The organism is Mycetocola sp. Y719 (assembly GCF_056713205.1).
The window spans coordinates 77,442-100,142 of record NZ_JBWYGY010000002.1 but is presented as its reverse complement, the minus strand read 5'-3'; the positions used below and the strand labels follow the sequence as shown (position 1 = coordinate 100,142).

The 22,701-nt window shown below is 66.1% G+C and carries 22 protein-coding genes; 15 read left to right on the top strand and 7 right to left on the bottom strand.

The window, feature by feature from the left end:
* The first annotated feature begins 69 nt into the window (after positions 1-69).
* Positions 70-957, top strand: a complete 888-nt coding sequence (locus AC1M0F_RS06820) for an LLM class flavin-dependent oxidoreductase (RefSeq protein ID WP_480237470.1) — start codon at positions 70-72, stop codon at positions 955-957.
* Between the two features lie 126 nt (positions 958-1,083).
* Positions 1,084-1,542: a PaaI family thioesterase gene (locus tag AC1M0F_RS06815; protein WP_480237469.1), complete on the top strand. Its 459-nt coding sequence runs from the start codon at positions 1,084-1,086 to the stop codon at positions 1,540-1,542.
* 19 nt (positions 1,543-1,561) lie between these two features.
* Here the strand turns inward: AC1M0F_RS06815 and AC1M0F_RS06810 are convergent, their stop codons facing one another.
* The 3 genes from AC1M0F_RS06810 to AC1M0F_RS06800 form a co-directional block, all read right to left on the bottom strand.
* Complete coding sequence (locus AC1M0F_RS06810) at positions 1,562-1,765, bottom strand: DUF5302 domain-containing protein (RefSeq protein ID WP_480237468.1); 204 nt, start codon at positions 1,763-1,765, stop codon at positions 1,562-1,564.
* Positions 1,766-1,846: 81 nt separating this feature from the next.
* Positions 1,847-2,530, bottom strand: coding sequence for a hypothetical protein (locus AC1M0F_RS06805; protein ID WP_480237467.1), 684 nt, complete (start codon positions 2,528-2,530; stop codon positions 1,847-1,849).
* A gap of 125 nt (positions 2,531-2,655) precedes the next feature.
* Positions 2,656-3,312 carry a pyridoxine/pyridoxamine 5'-phosphate oxidase gene (locus AC1M0F_RS06800; RefSeq protein ID WP_480237466.1) on the bottom strand — a complete coding sequence of 219 codons (657 nt, stop codon included), beginning with the start codon at positions 3,310-3,312 and terminating at the stop codon, positions 2,656-2,658.
* A gap of 181 nt (positions 3,313-3,493) precedes the next feature.
* Here AC1M0F_RS06800 and rpsO point away from each other — a divergent pair, with 181 nt between their 5' ends.
* Entirely contained in the window at positions 3,494-3,763 is a 270-nt protein-coding gene (gene rpsO / locus AC1M0F_RS06795; RefSeq protein ID WP_196834161.1) for a 30S ribosomal protein S15, read from the top strand.
* A 69-nt stretch (positions 3,764-3,832) separates the two neighbouring features.
* On the opposite strand, the gene AC1M0F_RS06790 is transcribed toward rpsO, so the two are convergent.
* Entirely contained in the window at positions 3,833-5,521 is a 1,689-nt protein-coding gene (locus AC1M0F_RS06790) for a glycoside hydrolase family 13 protein (protein ID WP_480237465.1), read from the bottom strand.
* Between the two features lie 88 nt (positions 5,522-5,609).
* Here AC1M0F_RS06790 and AC1M0F_RS06785 point away from each other — a divergent pair, with 88 nt between their 5' ends.
* Both AC1M0F_RS06785 and AC1M0F_RS06780 read left to right on the top strand, forming a co-directional pair.
* Entirely contained in the window at positions 5,610-7,118 is a 1,509-nt protein-coding gene (locus AC1M0F_RS06785; RefSeq protein ID WP_480237464.1) for an amino acid permease, read from the top strand.
* Positions 7,119-7,122: 4 nt separating this feature from the next.
* Positions 7,123-7,584, top strand: coding sequence for a VanZ family protein (locus AC1M0F_RS06780; protein WP_480237463.1), 462 nt, complete (start codon positions 7,123-7,125; stop codon positions 7,582-7,584).
* 3 nt (positions 7,585-7,587) lie between these two features.
* Here AC1M0F_RS06780 and AC1M0F_RS06775 read toward each other — a convergent pair whose 3' ends face one another.
* The gene (locus AC1M0F_RS06775) at positions 7,588-8,745 is read right to left on the bottom strand and encodes an acyltransferase family protein (RefSeq protein WP_480237462.1); all 1,158 of its coding nucleotides are present in this window, start codon (positions 8,743-8,745) and stop codon (positions 7,588-7,590) included.
* 144 nt (positions 8,746-8,889) lie between these two features.
* On the opposite strand from AC1M0F_RS06775, the gene AC1M0F_RS06770 reads away from it, so the two are divergent.
* The 5 genes from AC1M0F_RS06770 to AC1M0F_RS06750 all read left to right on the top strand — a co-directional run bounded on the left by AC1M0F_RS06770 (position 8,890) and on the right by AC1M0F_RS06750 (position 14,623).
* Positions 8,890-10,002, top strand: coding sequence for an LLM class flavin-dependent oxidoreductase (locus AC1M0F_RS06770; RefSeq protein ID WP_480237461.1), 1,113 nt, complete (start codon positions 8,890-8,892; stop codon positions 10,000-10,002).
* The gene (locus tag AC1M0F_RS06765; RefSeq protein WP_480237460.1) at positions 10,002-10,628 is read left to right on the top strand and encodes an FMN reductase; all 627 of its coding nucleotides are present in this window, start codon (positions 10,002-10,004) and stop codon (positions 10,626-10,628) included. Before AC1M0F_RS06770 ends, AC1M0F_RS06765 begins: the two co-directional genes overlap by 1 nt.
* A gap of 91 nt (positions 10,629-10,719) precedes the next feature.
* The gene (locus AC1M0F_RS06760) at positions 10,720-10,914 is read left to right on the top strand and encodes a hypothetical protein (RefSeq protein WP_480237459.1); all 195 of its coding nucleotides are present in this window, start codon (positions 10,720-10,722) and stop codon (positions 10,912-10,914) included.
* A 53-nt stretch (positions 10,915-10,967) separates the two neighbouring features.
* Complete coding sequence (locus tag AC1M0F_RS06755) at positions 10,968-12,026, top strand: FUSC family protein (protein WP_480237458.1); 1,059 nt, start codon at positions 10,968-10,970, stop codon at positions 12,024-12,026.
* A 323-nt stretch (positions 12,027-12,349) separates the two neighbouring features.
* Positions 12,350-14,623 (top strand): polyribonucleotide nucleotidyltransferase, encoded by a 2,274-nt coding sequence (locus AC1M0F_RS06750; RefSeq protein WP_480237457.1) that lies wholly within the window; start codon positions 12,350-12,352, stop codon positions 14,621-14,623.
* 200 nt (positions 14,624-14,823) lie between these two features.
* On the opposite strand, the gene AC1M0F_RS06745 is transcribed toward AC1M0F_RS06750, so the two are convergent.
* Positions 14,824-15,294, bottom strand: coding sequence for an Lrp/AsnC family transcriptional regulator (locus AC1M0F_RS06745; protein WP_480237456.1), 471 nt, complete (start codon positions 15,292-15,294; stop codon positions 14,824-14,826).
* A gap of 183 nt (positions 15,295-15,477) precedes the next feature.
* On the opposite strand from AC1M0F_RS06745, the gene pdhA reads away from it, so the two are divergent.
* The 5 genes from pdhA (at position 15,478) to AC1M0F_RS06720 (ending at position 22,320) form a co-directional block, all read left to right on the top strand.
* A complete protein-coding gene (gene pdhA / locus AC1M0F_RS06740) occupies positions 15,478-16,632 on the top strand; it encodes a pyruvate dehydrogenase (acetyl-transferring) E1 component subunit alpha (protein ID WP_480237455.1) in 1,155 nt (384 codons plus the stop codon).
* A complete protein-coding gene (locus AC1M0F_RS06735; protein WP_480237454.1) occupies positions 16,629-17,642 on the top strand; it encodes an alpha-ketoacid dehydrogenase subunit beta in 1,014 nt (337 codons plus the stop codon). The genes pdhA and AC1M0F_RS06735 overlap by 4 nt, the downstream gene beginning before the upstream one ends.
* Positions 17,639-19,096, top strand: coding sequence for a dihydrolipoamide acetyltransferase family protein (locus AC1M0F_RS06730; protein ID WP_480237453.1), 1,458 nt, complete (start codon positions 17,639-17,641; stop codon positions 19,094-19,096). Before AC1M0F_RS06735 ends, AC1M0F_RS06730 begins: the two co-directional genes overlap by 4 nt.
* 77 nt (positions 19,097-19,173) lie before the next feature.
* Positions 19,174-20,526, top strand: a complete 1,353-nt coding sequence (locus AC1M0F_RS06725) for an MFS transporter (RefSeq protein WP_480237452.1) — start codon at positions 19,174-19,176, stop codon at positions 20,524-20,526.
* A 186-nt stretch (positions 20,527-20,712) separates the two neighbouring features.
* A complete protein-coding gene (locus AC1M0F_RS06720) occupies positions 20,713-22,320 on the top strand; it encodes an ABC-F family ATP-binding cassette domain-containing protein (RefSeq protein ID WP_480237451.1) in 1,608 nt (535 codons plus the stop codon).
* A 3-nt stretch (positions 22,321-22,323) separates the two neighbouring features.
* Here AC1M0F_RS06720 and AC1M0F_RS06715 read toward each other — a convergent pair whose 3' ends face one another.
* Complete coding sequence (locus tag AC1M0F_RS06715; protein ID WP_480237450.1) at positions 22,324-22,686, bottom strand: hypothetical protein; 363 nt, start codon at positions 22,684-22,686, stop codon at positions 22,324-22,326.
* Positions 22,687-22,701 lie beyond the last annotated feature (15 nt).

Genomic DNA, 22,701 nt, shown 5'->3' with positions numbered 1-22,701 from the left:
TCGCCCCCTGACACGGGGGGTACTTTTCTGACGGCGCGGCGGCATCCGGGCCACCCGTAGACTCGGCGCATGCGATGTGGAATCACGATCCTCCCTCAGGACCCCTGGCGCGAGGCGCAGCGGAAATGGGTGGCCGCCGAAGAGTACGGTTTCGACGCCGCCTGGACCTACGACCACCTGTCATGGCGGACCCTGGCCGACGAGCCGTGGCACGCGACGATCCCGACACTCACGGCTGCGGCCGTCGTCACGAGCACCATCTCGCTCGGTGTCATCGTCTCGTCACCGAACTTCAGGGATCCTGTGCCGTTCGCGAAGGACGTCGCAACGCTCGACGAGATCTCGGGCGGACGTTTCCGGCTCGGGATCGGGCCAGGGGGCACCGGGTTCGACGCCTTCGTTCTCGGCTACCGTGAGCTGTCGCCGCGGGAACGGCATGAGCGTTTCGCCGAGTTCGTTTCGGGGCTCGATCTCCTGCTCCGCCACGAACTACCGGGCAGCGGCGGCGTCAGCTTCGACGGCGACTGGTTCACGGCCGTCAACGCCCGCATGGTCGGAACGCCGGCGCAGCAGCCGCGGGTCCCTTTCGTCGTGGCCGCGAACGGGCCGAAGGGCATGCGCGTCGCGGCTGAGTACGGGCAGGGCTGGGTGACCACCGGGCGGGACGGAGCAGAGGGCGAGGAATGGTGGGACTCGGTGGCTGAGCTCGCCGACCGGTTCGAGGACGCAGCAGGGTCGGTCGGCACAGACCCGCTCGCGCTTGATCGCTACCTCATGATCGACTCCGGTGGCGCGTATGCGCTCGAGAGCATCGGTCGGTTCGACGACACGGTCGGCAGGGCAGGCGAGCTCGGCTTCACCGACGTGATCACCCACTGGCCTCGCGCCGACGGCCTCTACGCCGGCTCGGAGGACATCCTCGCCGACGTGGCGGCCCGGCTGCCCGGTCTGCGCTGAACGCACGGGGAACAGGAGATTTCACGATCTGCAGGACCAAACCCCGGTTTTCCTCCTGCGAATCGTGCGATCTCCTGCTGACCGCCCGGCGGCATCCGGCGCCGGCGGCATCCGTAAGCTGAACGGATGAACCTTCTCGACGACGCATCACTGCACGGACTCTCCGGCATCGAACAATTGCAGGCACTGATCGCGTCGGGGACGCGCCCGGCGATCGGCGACGCACTCGATTTCGACCTCGTCGAAGTGGCGAAGGGCTTTGCAGCGTTCGAGGGCGTGCCCGGCCCGGCCGTGATGAATCTCGTCGGCACCGTGCACGGCGGATTCGCCGCGACCCTCCTCGACTCCGCGTGCGGCGCAGCTGTGCACACCCGGATCTCCCCGACGCAGGCCTACACCACGCTCGAACTGAAGACGTCGTACCACCGTCCGATGACCGCCGAGACCGGGCGCGTCAGGGCAGAGGCGTCCCTCATCTCGTTCGGCCGAAGGGCGGCATTCGCGTCTGCGGCGCTGACGGATGCCGCCGGTCACGTGATCGCGACGGCGACGTCGACGCTTCTCGTCTTCGAACGCGCGGTCTGACCCGCAGCTGATGCTGGCGTTACCCGCTCTTCCTGCGGAATTCCCGCTGGTGCGAGGCCGGGCCGTGCGCGGCGTGGATCGAGGATTCTCCGTCGAGGTGATCCGTACCCTTGCCCTGCGACTGCGCCTTCTTGCGCTCGAGGGCCTCGCGGAACTTCCGCTTCGTCTCTTCCGCCTTGAGGGCGTCGTCGTCGGCGTCTGGTGCTGGTTTCTCGGAACTCATCATCGTCCTCATGATCTGTCGGATGGCGTCCCAGTTTAGAACGTGACCCCCTTCGTCCGTCGAGTAGCGTCACTGCATCCGTCAGGCCGAGAACCCGATCGCTCCGAGCACGTCCTCGAGGGCGGATGCCACGGCCGCCGGCTCCGTGAGCATGAGCAGGTGACCTCCTGGGAGCACACGCACCGGCCAATTCTTCTCCTCGGCGACCCGACGCTCACGGGCATAGGTGTCGCCGAACGCGACGTACCCGCTCGGGCGTCGCATCCAGCCGTCGGGTACCGGCATCCGTTCGGCGAAGTACGACAGGGGCAACCGCGACTGTTCGGCTTCGACGCGCTCGCGGGTCTCCGTATCGGGGAACAGCTCGGCCAGCCGCGCGTCCTCCCACCAGCCGCTCCACGGAGGAAGAATGCCGTCGTCATCGGCCAGCCGGGACAGCATCCCATAGTGTGCGGGCTCAGCCAGGGGTACGTGTCCGGCGGCAGGTGGCAGGCCGGCATCGACGAACACGTGTCCAACGACGCAGCGGTGCTCGCCGAGTGCTGGGACGAACAGGCCGGCGTTGCTGTGCGGGACGAGGAGGTAGTCGGCGTCGGGCGGCAGCGCGCGTTCCCAGGTGGCGAGCACGTCGCGGTAGCTCGTGACGTCGTCGAACCGGGGGAGTCCGGCAACGTCCCATCCCCGTGAGGAGAGAAGGACCCCGACCTCTCGCCATGCCGCTGGGCCGAGCAACGGGCTCGGCAGCAGCACCAGCGTCACGCTCATGCCGGCACCCTACGCCTCGGTCGCTCGTCGCGCACGCTCGACAGGAGATCCGATCAGCGAATGTGCTGTGACTCCTGTCGGGTGTGACGGCCCGACAATTTCTCCTGTCGGGCGAGCGACGCTGATCACGGCCAGAGGAGCCCGCGCTCCCAGGCTTTCCCGTGCAGCCTGTACTGCAGGCGCACGTGCGCCCGGTCGGCGGAAGCCTGCCAGAACTCGACCAGGTCAGCGGCCACCGCCCACGTGTTCCACGTGCGGGCGACGAGTGACGGATCCGCGTCGACGAGCGCGGATGCTGCGCCGTACGCCTCCCGGTAGTCCTCGAGCGAGGCCAGGGGTTCGCTCTGGTGCCCGACGAATGCGGCGGCACGTGAACCTGCCGGGCGGGCGAGGAAATCGGCTTCACCGTCGGCGCGTGACTGTTTGCGCACGGGCCCGCTGACCCGCACCTGCCGGCCGACGGCCGGCCAGAAGAAGGTGAGGGCGGCGAACGGGTTCGCACCGAGGTCGCGGGCTTTCGGGCCGTCGTCGCGGGACGCGAAGATCCAGCCGTGCTCGTCGATCCCCTTGAGGATGAGCATTCGTGCCGACACCCGTCCGTCCGGTCCGCTGGTGGAGAGCGTCATGGCGTGCGGCGCAGGCGCACCGGCCTCGATCGCGTCGGCCAGCCACTCGGCGAACAGGTCTGCCGGATGCTCGGGCGCCGCCTCGGTGTCGAAGGTCCGGAGCTCGTCGGGGAAGACGGGAAGGGCTCGGAGGAGGCCCGTGAGATCGTGCGACATGGCATCCTTTCGGCCGGCAGCCGTACGGGAGACCTTTCACGGCTGAACGGCTTCACCCTAGCGCCGACCGGGCAGGCGAAACCTGCTAAACTCTTGAGGTTGCCGTCTAACGGCCGCGGATAAAGAGAGCCTGCACACTCTGTGACGGGCACCGCGCAACGAGAGAAAAGGGGATCAACCTATGGCACTTGAAGGCGAAGCCAAGAAGGCGATCATCGAAGCGTACGCAACTCACCCCGGTGACACCGGATCCCCAGAGGTCCAGGTCGCAGTGATGACCCAGCGGATCAAGGATCTCACCGAGCACCTCAAAGAGCACAAGCACGACCACCACTCGCGTCGTGGACTGCTTCTGCTTGTTGGTCAGCGTCGCCGTCTTCTCGGCTACCTGGCTGATGTCGACATCAACCGTTACCGCTCGCTCATCGAGCGTCTCGGACTGCGTCGCTAATTCAGTCTGTACGAAACGGGCCGTTCACCTCGAGGTGAACGGCCCGTTTTCTTTGCGCGGATGCCGCGGTCAGAGCCGGTAGAGACGGGCCTCCCACGGCCGCAACGGCAGGTCGCCGCCGACCGTGTAGTTGCCGAGCACGAGTTCGGCGCCATCGAGGTCGACAGGCAGGTCACCGTCGAACGGCTCGTCCGAGACGTTCGCCACGACGGCGAGGGTCTCCGTCGCCGACCGGCGCGTGAACGCATACAGCGTCGGATGCGTCGGCGCCAGCAGTTCGAATTCGCCGAGCGCGACCGTGTCGTTCTCGTGCCTGAGCGCGATCAGCCGGCGGTAGAAGTCGAACACGCTCGCGCCGGAGGCACGGTCCGCCTCGGCGTTGAGCTCCGGGTAATTGGGGTTCAGGGCGATCCACGGTGTGCCCGTCGTGAAGCCGGCGTGCTCGGAATCGTTCCACTGCATCGGGGTGCGGGCGTTGTCCCTTCCGCGGGAGTGGATGCCGTCGAGCACGCTCGACGGCGCCTGGTCGAAGTCTTCGACCGCTTCGCGGTAGTGGTTGAGGGATTCGATGTCCCGGTAGTGCTCGATCGACTCGAACCGCACGTTGGTCATGCCGATCTCCTCGCCCTGGTAGATGTACGGCGTCCCGCGGTGGAGGTGCAGCACCAGCGCCCACAGTGTCGCGGACTCGACCCGGAACTCCCGATCGTTCCCGAACCGCGACACGAGCCGGGGCTGGTCGTGGTTGTTGAGGTAGAGACTGTTCCAGCCCCGTTCTGCCAGGCCGGTCTGCCACCTGGCGAGGTTCGTCTTCAGCGCGACGAAGTCCAGCGGGATCGCGTCGAACTTTGACCTGCCGGAGTCGAGCGAGACATGCTCGAACTGGAACACCATGTCGACCTCGGCACGAGCCGGGTCGGTGAACAGAACAGCATCCTCGATGCTGACCCCTGGCATCTCTCCAACGGTGAGGTACTGACCCGACCGGCCGGCGAACACCTCGCGGTGCATCTCCTGGAGGAAGTCGTGGATCTGCGGCCCCATGGTGAAGCCGAGACCGGTGCCGCGATCCGGTCCGTCGATGAGTTCGGTCTTCTTGGCGATGAGGTTGATGACGTCCATCCTGAAGCCGTCGACGCCACGGTCCAGCCACCGGCGCATCATCGCGTATACGGCCTGCCTCACCTCGGGATTCTCCCAGTTGAGGTCGGGCTGCTGCTTCGCGAAGAGGTGCAGGTAGTACTCGCCGCTTGCCTCGTCGAGCGTCCAGGCAGGACCGGAGAAGGCGCTCGTCCAGCTGTTCGGCAGGCCGCCGTCCGCGCGCGGCTTCCTCCACCAGTACCAGTCCCGTTTCGGGTTGTCTGTCGACGACGCCGACTCCCGGAACCACTCGTGTTCGTCGCTCGTGTGGTTGACCACGAGATCCATGACGATCCTGATGCCACGGTCGTGGGAGTCAGCGACCAGCCGGTCGAACTCGGCCAGGTCGCCGAACACCGGATCGATGTCCTCGTAGTCGCGGATGTCGTACCCGTTGTCGTGCTGGGGCGACGGGTACACCGGCGAGAGCCAGATCACGTCGACGCCGAGCTCGGCCAGGTAATCGAGTTTCGACCGGATGCCGCCGAGGTCACCGATCCCGTCGCCGTTGGAGTCCGCGAAGCTGCGTGGATACACCTGGTACACCACGGCTCGCGTCCACCAGGGTGCTGCACTTGCGGTGCGTGCCTCTGTCACATTCGTTGTGGCATCCGTCATGCCTCGATCCTCTCATCCTCGACGCGGAGCCCGTGATCTGGCATCCTCGGAACGTGCCCCATTCGGGTCACAGGTCGGAAGGATGACGATGAGTCTCTGGCGCACGAAGAGTATCGAGGATTCCCTCGCAGACTCGCATCTGGAACACCGCAGTCTCAAACGCACACTCGGCACCTGGGACCTCATGGTCATGGGCGTCGCGGTCGCGGTCGGCGCTGGAATCTTCTCGGTCGGCGCACGGGCAGCAGGCGACTACGCCGGACCGTCGGTCAGCCTCGCGTTCGTGCTCGCCGCGATCACCTGTGCATTGGCGATCATGTGTTACGCCGAGTTCGCCTCGACGATCCCCGTCGCCGGATCGGCATACACGTTCACGTACGCGACGCTCGGCGAACTCCTCGCGTGGATCATCGGCTGGGACCTCATCCTCGAAATGCTCACCGCTGCCGCCGTGATCGCGAAGTACTGGGGCATCTACCTCTCGCTCGTCTTCGACCTGTGGGGCTGGGACGTCCCCGATACCATCAACCTGCTCGGGCTGCAGGTCAGCTGGGGCCCGTTCGTCATCGTCGCCATCTTCACCACCCTGCTCGTGCTCGGCACACAGCTTTCCGCCCGCGTCGGTGCGGTGTTCACGATCATCAAGGTCGCCATCGTCGTGTTCGTCATCGTCGTCGGCGCCTTCTTCATCAAGGTGGAGAACTACACCCCGTTCATCCCCCCGGCGCAGCCCACAGAAGGCGGAGCGAGCGACGTCTGGGCCCAGTCCCTGTTCGCGTTCATGACCGGAGCTGCCCCTGCGCAGTACGGGATCTTCGGGCTCCTGGCAGGTGCGTCCCTCGTCTTCTTCGCCTTCATCGGATTCGACGTCGTCGCCACGAGCGCCGAGGAAGTGAAGAACCCACAGAAGAACCTGCCTCGCGGGATCTTCGGCGGGCTCGCCATCGTCACCGTCCTGTACATCGGGGTCAGCCTCGTGCTCACCGGTATGGTTCCATACACGACGCTGGCCGAAGCCGAGGATCCGTCGCTCGCAACGGCCTTCGTGGCCGTCGGCGCGGACTGGGCAGCCCAGGTCATCTCGGTCGGCATCCTCGCCGGTCTCACCACCGTGATCATGGTGCTGCTGCTCGGCCTCGCGCGAGTGCTCTTCGCGATGAGCCGCGACGGCCTCCTTCCCCGCTCGCTCAGTGTGACAAGCGACAAGCGCCATACCCCGGTGCGGATCCAGATCATCACCGGTGTGGCCGTCGCACTCCTCGCCGGGCTGACGGACGTCGGCGTGCTCGAGGAGATGATCAACATCGGCACGCTGAGTGCTTTCGTGCTCGTGAGCATCGCTGTCGTCGTGCTGCGGAAGAAGCGCCCAGACCTGAAGCGTGCCTTCAGGGTCCCGTGGTCGCCGTTCCTGCCGATCCTGTCTGCGGCGCTCTGCATCTGGCTCATGCTCAACCTGACGACGCTGACCTGGGTCCGATTCCTCGTCTGGCTCGCGCTGGGCCTGATCATCTACTTCGCTTACGGACGCAGGCATTCGGTTCTCGGACAGCAGCAGAAGGCCGACGCGGCTGAAGCTCAGAAATCTGCGGCACACTAGGGGGATGTTCCATCGGCACCCGGTACTCAGCCTCTTCACCCTTGTGTACCTGGCGTTCGTCGGCTGGGTCACGCTCGGCCCCCAGCCCATCGACGAGGACTCGAACGGCTTCATCTTCCGCGCTCTGGAGTTCTTCGACAGCCATTCGGCGACGGCCTGGATCAGCTACAACAACCTCGAGTTCGCCGCCAACATCGCGATGTTCTTTCCGATCGGGCTGTTCCTGCTCCTGCTTCTCGGCCGACGCCTGTGGTGGCTGGCGATGGCACTCGGCTTCGGGCTCACGGTCGCAATCGAGCTGGCCCAGGTCTTCATCCCTACGCGGGTGTCCGACCCACGAGACATCGTCGCCAACACCTGCGGAGCGGTACTCGGAGTGCTCATCGGCCTCGCGCTTACCGCCCGCAAGGCGCGCTCGATCCGAATGGCAGCCGCGGCCCGGCGCCCGGTCGGCGCAACCCGCTGAGCCCTAGCGGTACGACGGGGGAGCGGGCGGCACAGGCCGCTCGGGCGCGCGGTCTCGTTGCGCGCCAGTGGGGTCTCGCCTGGATGGCCCTGGGGGTGCGTCCTTGTGATCGGCGAAGATCCATTTCGGCTTCGGCTCGACGAGCGGCCGGAACAGCCTGCGCACCGGACGACTTGACAGCACGACCGAAATGACGACGGCGAAGATCAGCATTCCGATGAGCCAGATCTCGGGGTACTCCTCTCCGCGGAGAACACCGGTCTCGCGAAGTGGATAGAGCACGAAACTGTGCAGCAGGTACACGTACATCGTGTACTGCCCCAAGGTCGTCATCCAGGTCTGCCGACGGGGCAGAAGCACGAAGAACGCGGCACTGAGCAGGACGGCGAGAACGATGAGGGCGAGCCGAACGCCGCCGGACCACAACTGGTCCCCACCGAGCCCGGAATAGGACTGGTCGTAGAAGAACCAGTAGCGCAGGTCGATCTTGCGCCAGAGGTCGACGAACACCACCAGGACGGCTGCCCAGGCGAGCATGAACAGGATCGCAGCACCCCGGATCAGCCAGGTCTGCCGTTCGGCCACGCGCCACTTGTCGATGATCTTCCAGCGGTGCAACTGCCAGCCCAGAACGAAATACGGCAGGATGCCGAGGGTGCGGGCCAGGGAGAAGGTGCTGTCGACGTTGTTGAGGTATCCGACACCGACGGAGATGACGAGTGCCCAGGCCAGCGGCCACCGCAGCAGGGCCAGGTAGGGCAGAACCAGCCGGAAGATGCCGAGCGCCAGCAGGAACCACAGTGTCCAGCTCGGCTGGGTCGGGTTGAGTTCCCGTTTCCCTTCGACGAGGAACTGGACGAGAGTCCAGATGGACTCCATGATCACGTAGGGGAGGATGATGTCCGTGATCACACGCTTCATCTGGCGGATGCCGGGTGGGGCGCTCTTCGTGAAGTACCCGCTGACGATCGCGAACGCTGGCATGTGGAAGGCGTAGATCCACAGGTAGACGACCAGGGCGGCATCCGAGTCGTAGGTGATGCGCTGGATGCCGTGGCCCATGACGACGAGCACGATGCAGGCGAAACGCGCGTTGTCCCAGAACGGGACCCTCGGTTTCGGGATCGACCCCGTGTGGTGTCCCTGCAGTTCAGCGCTCATTCATGCTCCCTCGTGGCCGGTGGTGCGGACACCAGCCTATTCTGCGAACATTTGCTGTGCGTGTGGAATAGATCAGGCACGACCCCCGTTGCACCAGATATCCATTCACATGAATGGATATGAAAACTCTGCTGGAAGGCGATCATGCAGTTCGGAATCTTCAGCGTCGGGGACATCACCACCGACCCCACCACCGGTCACACTCCTACCGACGCGTCGCGCCTGCAGGACATCCTGACCATCGCACAGCACGCGGAGGATGTGGGACTCGACGTGTTCGCAATGGGCGAGCACCACAACCCGCCGTTCTTCCCCTCCAGCCCTGTCGCGATCAACAGCTACCTCGCCGCGAAGACGTCGAAGATCATCCTGTCGACCGCAACGACGCTGATCACCACGAACGACCCCGTGCGCATCGCCGAGGAATACGCCATGCTGCAGCACCTGTCTGGTGGTCGCATGGACCTCACCCTCGGCCGGGGAAACACCGGCCCGGTCTACCCGTGGTTCGGAGAGGACATCCGCCAGGGTATCCCGCTCGCGCTCGAGAAGTACGCCCTCCTCCGCCGGCTCTGGCGTGAAGACGTCGTCGACTGGGAAGGCGAGTTCCGCACGCCGCTGCAGGGCTTCACCTCGACACCCCGTCCGCTCGACGGTGTCGCCCCCTTCGTCTGGCATGGCTCGATCCGCAGCCCCGAGATTGCCGAACAGGCCGCGTTCTACGGCGACGGCTTCTTCTCCAACCACATCTTCTGGCCGGCATCCCACACGCAGAAGATGGTGGCGTTCTACCGCCAGCGTTTCGAGCACTACGGGCACGGTCGCGCCGACCAGGCCATCGTCGGACTCGGCGGACAGGTCTTCATGCGCAAGAACTCGCAGGATGCCGTTCGGGAGTTCCGCCCCTACTTCGACAACGCACCTGTGTACGGCCACGGTCCGAGCCTCGAGGACTTCACGTCCCAGACTCCGCTCACCGTCGGCAGCCCGCAGGAAGTCATCGACAAGACCCTCGGTTTCCGCGACTACGTCGGCGACTACCAGCGTCAGTTGTTCCTGATGGACCACGCCGGCCTGCCCGTCAAGACCGTTCTCGAGCAGCTCGACCTGCTCGGAGGAGAAGTCGTCCCCGTGCTGCGCCGTGAGTTCGCGAAGAACCGCCCGGCAGATGTGCCAGACGCCCCCACCCACCAGTCTCTCAAGGCCGTCGCCGCGACGGCCCCGGCAGAAGCACTCGTCGAATCAGAGGTGAAGTAATGACCACACGCAAGCTCGCCGTCGTCTCCGCCGGACTCAGCCAGCCGTCATCCACCCGGATGCTCGGCGACCGGCTCGCAGACGCGACAGTCGCCAGGCTGGAGGAGCAGGGTGTCGAGGTCGAGGTGACCACGGTGGAACTGCGGGATGTCGCCCAGGACATCATGAACAACATGCTGACTGGTTTCGCCAGTCCGAAGCTCGAGGCGGTCATCGACGCGGTGACCGGTGCGGACGGACTCATCGCCGTCACTCCGATCTTCACCACGAGCTACAGCGGACTGTTCAAGTCGTTCTTCGACATCCTCGACAACCGTTCGCTGACCGACATGCCTGTTCTCATCGGTGCGACGGCAGGCACCGCGCGTCATTCGCTGGCCCTGGACTATGCGATTCGCCCGATGTTCACCTACCTGCACGCGGTGGTCGCCCCGACGAGCGTCTTCGCGGCATCCGAGGACTGGGGAAGCGGAGCGGACAGGATCAAGACGCTTCCCGACCGGATCGACCGGGCCGCAGGCGAACTCGTGCCACTGATGATCGCTTCTGACCGATCCAGCCAGGTGCGCGACCCGTTCGGCTTCGACGCGGCGTTGAGCCCGGTCGGCGGTTTCCAGCCGAGCTAGCCGGCCAGACGATCCACGAAGCCGCTCCAGTGACCACTGGGGCGGCTTCGTCGTGTCAGCGACCGTGCCAGACATGTGCTCAACTGGAGCAATGAAGTCTTCGACGAAAACCCTGATCATCGGCATCGTTGTCGTGATCCTCGCCGTGATCGCTGCCTCCTGGATCGTGAACATCGCGCTCGCTTTCCTCGGTGCCGTGATCAAGTTCGTGCTGATCGCCGGAGTCGCGCTCGTGCTCATCGTGGCCGCATGGGCCTGGTGGTCCAGGTCACGCGCGAACGACTGAGCTCCCTGCGCCGCGGTTAGGCTGGATGCCGGAGACTCCTGGAGGGGAAGCGCATGGATGACCGGGGCCTGACTCGCAGCCTCGTCTCCTTCGCACCCTCTGCACGGCGCTGGCCGATGGGCGTCCAGGCCGGCCTGGCCATGGCCATCCCGGTCATCGTCTTCACCCTTCTCGGCGACACCGGGCTGGGGCTCCAGGCGTCGATGGGCGCATTCACGGCGCTCTACTGCGGAGCGCTCAGCCGAACCGACCGGATCAGGGTCCTTCCGCTGGTCGGTGCGGGGTTCGTGGTCAGCGCCGCAGCGGGCGCTGCGCTGTCGTTCTCGCCAGTGACCCTGGCGCTCGGGCTCATCGTGGTCGGCCTGGTCGCCATCGTCCTCGCGCAGGGTTTCCGCCTGGGGCCGCCAGGTCCGATGATGTTCACGCTCGTCTACGGTGCCGCGGGTCTGATCACCGGGCCGGCTGCGTTCGGCGGTGCCGGACTCGACCGGCTCACCCTCGTTGCCCTCGTCGCGGGCGGGACGACGCTGGCCTATCTCCTCGTGATCGCACCGCTCGTCGTTCCGAGTGTCCGACGCCGGCATGGGCAGGCAACGCCGCTCAGGACGCTCTTTCCCGGACTGCGCTTCGACACAGTGTCCCGCGTGGTCATCGCCAGGATGTCGGCGGCACTCATCCTCTCCGTCGCTGTCGGCGCCCTGTTCGGCGCACACCACGGGTACTGGATCACGGCGTCGGCGCTCGCCATCCTCAGCGTCGGGCACAGTCTGCGTGCGCCGGTCATCCGGGGGGTCCACCGGGTGCTCGGATCGCTGGTCGGCTGCCTGGCCTTCTTGCTGTTGTCGTGGTGGTCGCCCGCCGGAGTGGTGCTCGGTCTGGTGCTCGGCACGATGCAGCTCGTGATCGAGATCGTGGTCACCCGCCACTACGCGCTCGCGCTCGTGCTCATCACGCCCCTCGCCCTGACGATCGGCACCGCGGCCGCCAACGTCGACCCGCTCGACGTGGTGGGGGAGCGCATTCTCGACACCCTCCTCGGAGCGGCCATCGCCGCCGTCGTGCTCACGGCGAGCTGGCTCCTCAGACGCGGGGTGAAGGATGCCGCCGGGTAGCGGCATCCGTTCACCCGATGGACACGCGGAACGGGTGCCTTCACAGGCTCAAAAACGCCCGCTCTGCTAGGCTTTACTGGGTTCGATAGCAATATCGAGTCCACATCAACGGAGCAGGCCGGCAGGAAGCTGGTCCTCGGTGGTGAATTTCTCTCGCGTCGGCACCCCGGCGTTCCCCCTCGCGGTGCACAGGCATCCGGCGTTCAGAGCGGTTTTCTACTGGAGATCAGCCAGACCGAATCGGTCTGAGAATTTACTGCCTGTTCCTGCTCCTCGCAGAGCGTGCGCCCACACGGGGCAGCGCTAAACGTAAGGAGAGACCTATGGAAGGTCCAGAAATCAAGTTCGCCGAGGCAGTCCTCGACAACGGCAAGTTCGGCAAGCGCACGGTCCGGTTCGAAGCCGGCCGCCTCGCACAGCAGGCACAGGGTGCCATCGCTGCCTACCTCGATGAAGAAACCATGCTGCTGTCGGCCACGAGCGCCGGCAAGCACCCGAAAGACCAGTTCGACTTCTTCCCCCTCACGGTGGACGTCGAGGAGCGCAGCTACGCTGCAGGCAAGATCCCCGGATCGTTCTTCCGCCGCGAAGGCCGTCCGTCGACCGAGGCCATCCTCGTCTGCCGTCTGATCGACCGCCCGCTGCGCCCGTCATTCGTGACCGGCCTGCGCAACGAGGTTCAGATCGTCATCACCGTCCTGAGCATCGCTCCTGACGAGTTCTACGACGCTCTCGCCATCAACGCGGCATCCATGTCGACGCAGATCTCGGGACTTCCGTTCTCGGGTCCGATCGCCGGCATCCGCCTCGCGCTCATCAACGGCCAGTGGGTTGCATTCCCGAAGGCATCACAGCTTGCTGACGCCGTCTTCGACCTCACGGTCGCCGGCCGCCTCGTCACCGACGAGAACGGCAACGAAGACATCGCCATCATGATGGTCGAGGCCGAAGCCACCGAAGGTGCGTGGAACCTCATCCAGGGCGGCGCCGTCAAGCCGAACGAAGATGTCGTCGCCGAGGGCCTCGACGCTGCGAAGCCGTTCCTCCTCCAGCTGGTCAAGGCTCAGTCCGAGCTCGCTGCCCAGTCGGCCAAGGAAGTTCGCGACTACCCGGTCTTCCTTCCGTACACGGACGAGACCTTCGCCGCTGTCTCCGAGCTGGCCAAGACCGAGCTCGCCTCGATCTACCAGATCGCCGACAAGATCGAGCGCCAGAACGCCGACGACGAGCTCAAGGACCGCGTCAAGACCGCGATCGCTGAGAAGGTCGAAGCGGGCGAACTGTCCGCTGACGCCAACAACCAGGTGTCTGCCGCGTACAAGTCGGTCACGAAGAAGATCGTGCGCGACCGCATCCTCACCGAGGGCGTCCGCATGGACGGCCGCGGCCTTGCGGACATCCGTCCGCTCGACGCCGAAGTTCAGGTCATTCCTCGCGTGCACGGTTCGGCGATCTTCCAGCGCGGAGAGACCCAGATCCTGGGTGTCACCACGCTGAACATGCTCAAGATGGAGCAGCAGATCGACTCGCTGAGCCCGATCACGAAGAAGCGTTACCTGCACCACTACAACTTCCCGCCGTACTCCACCGGTGAGACCGGACGCGTCGGTTCGCCGAAGCGTCGCGAGATCGGGCACGGCTTCCTGGCCGAGCGCGCCCTCGTCCCGGTTCTGCCGAGCCGCGAGGAATTCCCCTACGCCATCCGCCAGGTGTCCGAGGCTCTCGGTTCCAACGGTTCGACGTCGATGGGTTCTGTCTGTGCTTCGACCCTGTCGCTGCTCAACGCCGGTGTGCCGCTGCGCGCCCCGGTCGCCGGCATCGCCATGGGCCTCGTCTCCGATGAGGTCGACGGCCAGACCCGCTACGCGGCGCTGACCGACATCCTCGGTGCGGAAGACGCACTCGGCGACATGGACTTCAAGGTTGCAGGTACCTCTGAGTTCGTCACCGCGATCCAGCTCGACACGAAGCTCGACGGCATCCCCGCCTCCGTGCTGAAGGCCGCGCTGACCCAGGCCAAGGAGGCTCGCACCACGATCCTCTCCGTCCTGAACGCCGCGATCGACGCTCCGGATGAAATGGCACCGACCGCGCCTCGCGTGATCAGCGTCAACATCCCCGTCGACAAGATCGGCGAGCTGATCGGCCCCAAGGGCAAGACGATCAACGCCATCCAGGACGAGACCGGCGCAGACATCTCGATCGAAGAAGACGGCACCGTGTACATCGGCGCCGTCGATGGTCCTTCGGCCGAGGCCGCTCGCGCCCAGGTCAACGCGATCGCCAATCCGACCAACCCTGAGGTCGGCGAGCAGTTCCTCGGAACTGTCGTGAAGATCGCCACATTCGGCGCCTTCATCTCGCTGCTCCCGGGCAAGGACGGCCTGCTGCACATCTCCGAGGTGCGCAAGCTCGCCGGTGGCAAGCGTGTCGAGAACGTCGAAGACGTGCTCGGCGTCGGCCAGAAGATCCTCGTGCAGATCACGAAGATCGACGACCGTGGCAAGCTCTCGCTCGAGCCTGTCATCGCTGAGTCGGCTGACACCAACGGTCGCGAGTCCGAGCGCGTGCACGCTGACGCGCCCGCTGAGGGCTAAACACCCACGCTGACAACGGATGCCCCGCCTCGAGAAATCGAGGCGGGGCATCCGTCGTTAATGCGGGGCCGTCAGTGGTGCGCGTGACCGTCGAGTCGCCACGAACCGCCGTTAGTGGCCTCGAGTTGCCACAGTGCGTCCCTTACGACGTCGGCGGAGGACCATTTGTGGCAAGTCGGTCGTGCATCGGGGTCGGGGCGTCAGACGTCCTGGCCACGCTCGAGCAGCGGGCGTGCCCGAAACGGGATCAGCTCGCCCATCGCGAGCGAGGTCTCCGCCCGTTCCACACCGTCGCACTCGAGGATGAGCCCGGTGATCCTGAACAGGTCGTCGGCATCCGTGCACACCACCCGGATGAGAAGATCGCTCGTCCCGCTGAGCCCGTGCGCCTGCACGATCTCAGGAATCGAGCTCAGTTCGTCGACGATCGCACCGAGTTTGTGCTGCTGCAGATGCACCGAGATGAACGCGGTCAGCGGGTAGCCGAGGGCGACCGGATTGATCCGCCGGTCGAACGGATGCAGCACCGTCGAGGCGTCGAGCGCGGTCATCCGGGCCTGCACGGTGTTGCGCGAGAGCCCGAGCTTTTCGGCGAGGGCGACGATGGTCGAGCGGGGGTCCTCGGTCAGCGCAAGGAGGAGGCGCGTGTCGGTGCGATCGAGCTTGTGCATAGTGCCCGACCTTAGCAGGCCGGAATCCCTCTGGATAGAGCAGAATGTGCAGTCCTCGTGAGGATGGTTGTGCGCATTGGGTATCCGGCGTACCTTCGGAAGTACTTCTGGCAACGGCGCCAGATGCTGTGGGCTGCTGCGATCCAGCCGCCCGCAGTGCACGAGAGAAAGTTGCGTGTAATTGTGTCCACAACCCACGAAGACACTCGAACCGCCTCGCTGACCAACGCATCCGACCCGGATCTGCACCCAGGCCAGCTTGAAGACATTGTCCAGTTGATCTGCCCTGAGGGCGATCGCACCGCGAGCCCCGGCTTCGACCCGTGGGTGGCCGACGTCTCCGATGACCAGCTCATCGACCTCTACGAGGACATGACCGTCATCCGTCGCATCGACACCGAAGCGACAGCCCTGCAGCGCCAGGGTGAACTCGCCCTGTGGGCACCGCTGCTCGGCCAGGAGGCCGCTCAGATCGGATCGGGCCGTGCCCTCCGCAGCGACGACTTCGTGTTCTCCAGCTACCGCGAGAACGGTGTCGCATACACGCGCGGCGTCGACCTCGGCGACATGCTCAAGGTCTGGAGGGGCATCGCCTCATCCGGCTGGGACCCCTACGCCATCGGCATGGCAACCCCCGCCGTCATCATCGGGGCGCAGAGCCTCCACGCCACCGGCTACGCCCTCGGTTGCAAGCACGACGGCGTCGACTCGGTCTCCATCGCCTACTTCGGTGACGGCGCCACCAGCCAGGGTGATGTCAACGAGGCGATGATCTTCGCCTCGAGCTTCCAGGCGCCCGTGATCTTCTTCTGCCAGAACAACCAGTGGGCGATCTCGGAGCCGGTCACGCTCCAGGCGCAGCGGCACATCTCCGACCGTGCTCCCGGTTTCGGCATCCCGAGCATCCGCGTCGACGGCAACGACGTCCTCGCGGTCATGGCTGCGACGCGGGTCGCACTCGACCGCGCGCGCCGCGGGGGAGGACCGACCTTCATCGAGGCCGTCACCTACCGCATGGGCCCGCACACCACCTCGGACGACCCCAAGCGCTACCGCCCGGCCGCCGACCTTGAGGAGTGGGGCCGCAAGGACCCGATCGCCCGGCTCGGCCGGCTGCTCGAGAGCCGTGGCGTGCTCACCGATGAGGTCACCAAGCGGGTGCAGGACAAAGCGGATGCCGTCGCCCGCGACATGCGTGCAGCCTGCATCGCCCTCGACAAGGAAGTCGACCCCATGATCGTGTTCGACGACGTCTACACCGAGCCGCACTCCGGTCTCGAGCGCCAGAAGAGCCAGTACGCGGCCTACCTCGCGTCGTTCGAAGGGAACGCATCATGACCGTGATGTCTCTGGGAGGCGCCCTCAACTCCGGGCTGCGGCGTGCCCTGGCCGACGACGACAAAGTCGTGCTCATCGGCGAGGACATCGGCAAGCTCGGCGGTGTGTTCCGCGTCACCGACAAGCTCCAGGAAGAGTTCGGGCCACGTCGAGTCATCGACGCGCCCCTCGCCGAAGCCGGCATCATCGGCACGGCGGTCGGCCTCGCCTTCCGTGGCTACCGGCCGGTCTGCGAGATCCAGTTCGACGGTTTCATCTACCCCGGCTTCGACCAGATCGTCGCGCAGGTCGCGAAACTGCACTATCGCACCCGCGGCAAGGTCAAGATGCCGATCACCATCCGTGTGCCCTTCGGCGGCGGAATCGGTGCTGTGGAGCACCACTCCGAATCCCCGGAGGCGTACTTCGCCCACACGGCCGGACTCCGGGTGATCTCCTGCTCCAACCCGCAGGATGCCCACACGATGATCCAGCAGGCGATCGCCTGCGACGACCCGGTCCTGTTCTTCGAACCGAAGCGCCGGTACTGGCTCAAGGGCGAGGTGGATGAGGACCCGGGCGCGAACGCACTGCCGATGGGCAGCGCCCGTGTCGCTCGCGAAGGCACCGACGTGACCCTCGCTGCGTACGGACCACTCGTTCCCACCGCTCTGGATGCCGCGGCTGCGGCCGCAGACGACGGAATCTCCATCGAGGTCATCGATCTCCGCTCGCTCTCCCCGATCGACTTCACCACTGTGGAGAAGTCCGTGCGCAAGACCGGCCGCCTCGTCATCACCCACGAAGCCGCCCAGTCCGGCGGGATCGGCGCAGAAGTCGCCGCGGCGGTCACCGAGCGCTGCTTCGACTGGCTCGAGGCTGCTCCGGCCCGCGTCACCGGCTTCGACACCCCGTACCCGCCTGCCGCGCTGGAGGAGGCGTTCCTTCCTGACCTCGACCGCCTGCTCGACGCCGTCGACCGGGTCATGGGCCGCCGGAACTCCCTGACCGGATGGAAGGCGACCGCATGAGCGCGAAACAATTCGCCCTCCCCGACCTCGGCGAGGGTCTGACCGAATCGGAGATCGTGGCGTGGAAGGTCGCCGTCGGCGACACCGTCACGCTCAACCAGATCATCGCCGAAGTCGAGACCGCCAAGGCCCTCGTGGAGCTGCCCTCGCCGTTCGCCGGAGTCGTCTCGCACCTCTTCGCCGACGAGGGCACCACTGTGCAGGTGGGGGACCCGATCGTCGAGTTCGACGTCGACGGCGGCGAGACGGAGAACGCGCCGAGCACGCCGGTGTCCGAGGCAGCAGCCGACGCCGCAGCTGACGGTGTCCCCGCCACGCTCGACGCAGCGTTGTCGCCCACGACACCGGCACCCGCTGAACGTCAGGCCGTCCTCGTCGGGTATGGTCCCAAGATCGAAGGCGGAGCCCGCCCGGTCCGTCGGGCGCGCGGCTGGGCTGGTGACGCGTCTGCCGATGCCAGGCACGCGACTGACGAGACCCCGGACGTCCAAAGCGCGGATGCCGCGATCAGCCACACGGAGCCTGCGGCTCACGCTGCCCCCTCGAGTCCGGTTGTCGAGGACGTGCGCGAGCGTCCACGGTCAACGCCTCCGGTGCGAAAGCTGGCACGGGACCTGGGAATCGACCTGACTCGGGTCGACGGCACAGGGGAGGGCGGACTCATCACCCGCGATGACGTCAATCGTGCCGCCGCCGGCTCGACAACATCCGTCGAACAGCCTGCGGACACGCAATCCGAGGTCGTTGCGAGCCGCGAGGCGACCCGCACCCCGATCAAGGGCGTGCGCAAGGCGACCGCACAGGCGATGGTGCGTTCGGCCTTCACTGCGCCGCACGTCACCGAGTTCCTCACTGTCGATGTGACGGCGGGAATGGATCTCGTCCGGTCGCTCACGAAGAAGTCCGCCTTCGCCGGAAAGCGGATCACCGTGCTGAGCCTCGTGGCCAAGGCCGTGTTGCTCGCTGCGGCTCGGACGCCGTCGGTGAACTCGCACTGGGACGACGACGCGCAGGAGATCGTCCAGTACGGTCACGTGAACCTCGGTATCGCAGCAGCCACAGGCCGTGGCCTCATCGTGCCGAACATCAAGGACGCGGACACCCTGAGCCTTGTGGAACTCGCGGACGCCCTCGTCGAGCTGGTGGATGACGCTCGCTCGGGCACGACAAGCCCGCGCAGCCTCACCGGCGGGACGATCACGATCACCAACGTCGGCGTCTTCGGTGTCGATGCGGGCACGCCGATCCTCAACCCGGGGGAGGCCGCCATTCTTGCGATGGGTGCCGTCAGGCGGATGCCGTGGGAGTACCAGGGCGAGATCGCGTTGCGCGAAGTGATGACACTCAGCCTGTCGTTCGACCACCGCCTGGTGGATGGCGAGCAGGGGTCGCGATTCCTCGTCGACGTCGGAACGATCCTGAGCGACCCGGGGATGGTCCTGACGATGGTGTGAGGCGGGGGGCATAACGGTCGACTCCGTCTGCGTGACGACCCGATGCCGATGTCTGAGGGCTCCATTAGCATCGAAGAATGCCGGAGATCGATTCGGATGCGACGCCCTCACGGCCCGTCTCGTGGGTGCGCCTGCCACGTGCGCTGAAGCCCTTTCGCCTCGGCCAGTACCGCCTGCTCGCCGGCGCACTGACGCTGTCGCTGCTCGGCGCCGGTATGTGGATCGTCGCCGTGGTCTGGCAGGTCATCGACCTCGGTGGAGGCCCGGCGGAATTGTCGATCGTCGCGACCGGGAACGCGATCGGGATGCTCGTCGCAGTCCTGTTCGGCGGTGTGCTCGCCGACCGTGTGCCGCAGCGCAACATCCTCGTCGTCGTCGAGGCGACAAAGACCGTGTCGATCGCCAGCGCGGCCGTCCTCGCCCTGACGGGCACCCTTGAGCTCTGGCACCTCGTCGTGATCACGCTGATCCTCGGGCTGGCCGACGGGTTCTTCTACCCGGCATACTCGGCCCTGCTCCCGTCGATCCTGCCCGCAGACGATTTGCTGGCCGCGAACGGGGTCGAGGGGATGCTTCGCCCCACCATCATGCAGGCGGCCGGGCCGGCGCTGGCGAGTGCCGCGATCGCCGTCTACTCGCCCGGGCTCGCGTTCGCTCTTGTGGCCGGCGCGCAGTTCCTGGCGGTCTGCGGGCTGTTCCTCATCCACGTGACACCGGTGAGACGTGACACCGGAGAGCCGCAGCATCCACTCCGTGCTCTCAGGTCCGACCTCCGCGAGGGGTTCGTCTACATGTGGAAGACGCCGTGGCTGCTCGGCACATTGCTCTTCGCCTGTCTCCTGATCCTCGTGCTCATGGGCCCGATCGAAGTTCTCCTGCCGTTCGCTGTACGAGACCAGACCGGGGGAGGTCCCGGAGCGTTCGCTCTCGCGCTCGCCGCTTTCGGGATCGGTGGCGCGATCGGTTCCCTCGTCGTGGCATCCATGCGGCTGCCGAGGCGATACCTGACGATCATGAATCTGCTGTGGGGCGCCGGCTGCATCCCTCTTGTCATCATCGGCTTCACCTCGCAGCTCTGGCTCATGGTCGTCGCGCTCTTCATCGTCGGGTTCACGTTCTCGGCCGCGACGGTGATCTGGGGCACACTGCTGCAGCGGCGGGTGCCACCCGCGCTGCTCGGCCGGGTTTCCAGCCTCGACTTCTTCGTGTCGCTGGCGCTCATGCCCATCTCGATGGCGCTCGCCGGCCCGGTCGGTGAGGCGATCGGCCTGGCCCCGGCCTTCGTGGCAGCCGGTGCGATTCCCGTGGTCCTTGCGGTGGCGACGATCCTGATCTTCAAGCTCCCGGAGGACGAGATCCGGCACCCACTCGACCCCGTCGATGACGCCCCCGCTGAGCTGGATGTCTCCGAAACGGATGCGGCCGACTGAGTGGGAGCTCGCCGCTGCGCTTGCGAACGACGGCATCCCGTGTCACAATTTCTACTTCTTGTTCCCGACGTTAGGTGATTGCTGTGGACATCTTCGGTTCCGCGCCGCTTCCCGCGCGCTGACGACCGTCGATTCGCCTCACCTGGCTCCGGTATTCAGCGCGACCGCTGAATACTTCGGAGTCTTATGTTTACGCACACCCAGTCATCCGTCACCCTGACCGACCTCGGTCTCCGCTGGCCCGACGGCGAAACGGCCCTGTCCGGGATCTCGGGCAGCTTCGGATCCGGTCGCACCGGACTCGTCGGTACCAACGGGTCAGGAAAGTCGACGCTGCTGCGCCTCATCGCCGGGCAGCTCGTTCCGACATCCGGCCGCATCGTCACCGCCGGTGACGTCGGCTACCTGCCCCAGACGCTCACCCTGCGCGTCGATTCCACTGTCGCCGATCTTCTCGGCATCAGCGGCAAGCTCTCCTCGCTGCGAGCCATCGAATCCGGCGACGTGTCCGAGCATCATTTCGAGGTGCTCGGCGACGACTGGGACATCGAAACGCGAGCGGATGTCGTCCTGCGCGAGATCGGGCTGTCGGCCGCCGACCTCGATCGTCGCGTGAGCCAGATCTCCGGCGGAGAGGTGATGCTCGTGGCGACGGCAGGCCTGCGTCTCCGGCGCACAGCCATCACCCTGCTCGACGAGCCGACGAACAACCTTGATCGGGAGGCCCGCGGGCGTCTGGCCGGATTGGTCTCGTCGTGGTCGGGCACGCTGATCGTGGTGAGCCACGATGTGTCGCTGCTCGAGCAAATGGACGAGACCGCCGAACTCTACGGGGGAGAGCTGTCGGTGTTCGGGGGCCCGTACAGCGAATGGCGGGCGCATCTCGAGCAGGAACAAGGCGCGGCCCAGCGTGCGGCGCGAGCCGCCGAGCAGTCCGTGAGAGTCGAGAAGCGCCAGCGGATCGAAGCCGAGTCGAAGATCGCGACGCGGGCGCGGATGGGGCAGAAGGCCTACGAGAACAAGCGTGCGCCGAAGATCGTCATGAACAATCGCCGGTCAGAGGCGCAGGTGTCCGCGGCAAAGCTCCGCGCAGGAATGGACGCCGACGTGAGATCCGCACAGGCCGCGCTGGCTCTGGCCGAGTCCCGGGTTCGTGACGACGACCAGATCAGGCTCGATCTGCCCGACCCGGATGTCGCACCCGGCCGCATGATCGCCGAACTGCGGGCCGCCAACCGCACCGTCATCCTTCAGGGACCGGAGCGAGTCGCGATCGTCGGGCCGAACGGAGTCGGCAAGACGACCCTGCTCGAAGGCCTCGTCCACGACCGGATGCCGCGACAGGGAGCGGTGGAAACACGGCGGCTCACCGACCGGGTGGGCTACCTTCCTCAGCGCCTCGACGGCCTCGACGAGCAGTCGAGCGTTCTCGAGAACGTGCAGGCTGCGGCGCCGGAGCTGGCCCCAGGCATCCTGCGCAATCGACTCGCTCGCTTCCTGCTTCGGGGCGACAGCGTGCACCGCCCGGTGCACACACTCTCGGGTGGCGAACGGTTCCGTGTCTCACTTGCGCGTCTGCTCTTCGCTGATCCGCCTGCGCAGCTGCTGGTGCTCGACGAGCCGACGAACAACCTTGACCTCCAGAGCGTCGACCAGCTCGTGGACGCCCTGCTGAGCTACCGCGGTGCCGTGCTTCTTGTCAGTCACGACGACGCGTTCCTGAAGCGGCTCCAGCTCGATACCGTCCTCGAACTCAAAATCGACGGGGAGCTCACCGAGATCGAACTCGACTGACGTTCAGTCCGATTCGCTGTCGCCGTGGTGCGACCGTCGCGCGCGTTGCTCGTCGGCCATGATCAGCGCGAGACCGACGATCGCCACCACGGCGACGGCGAGAAGCAGCATGCCGAACCAGTTCCAGAACGTGGCGAAGATCACGTCGGCGAACAGGATGAGCAGCGTTGTGAGCACGGCGACACCGGCGAGAATGCCGAGGGCCACGTTCACGCGATGCCGGCTCAGCGATCCGCTGCGGAACGTCGACCCGGAGACCCGGTCCAGGTTGGGGACCAGCACCTCGACCGCCGGGTGGACCGGCTCGGTCGACGGCACACCGGTCGGCTGTGCCGTCGGTCGGGCCTCGTCATCGCTGCGCGCCATGAGGCCATGGTAACC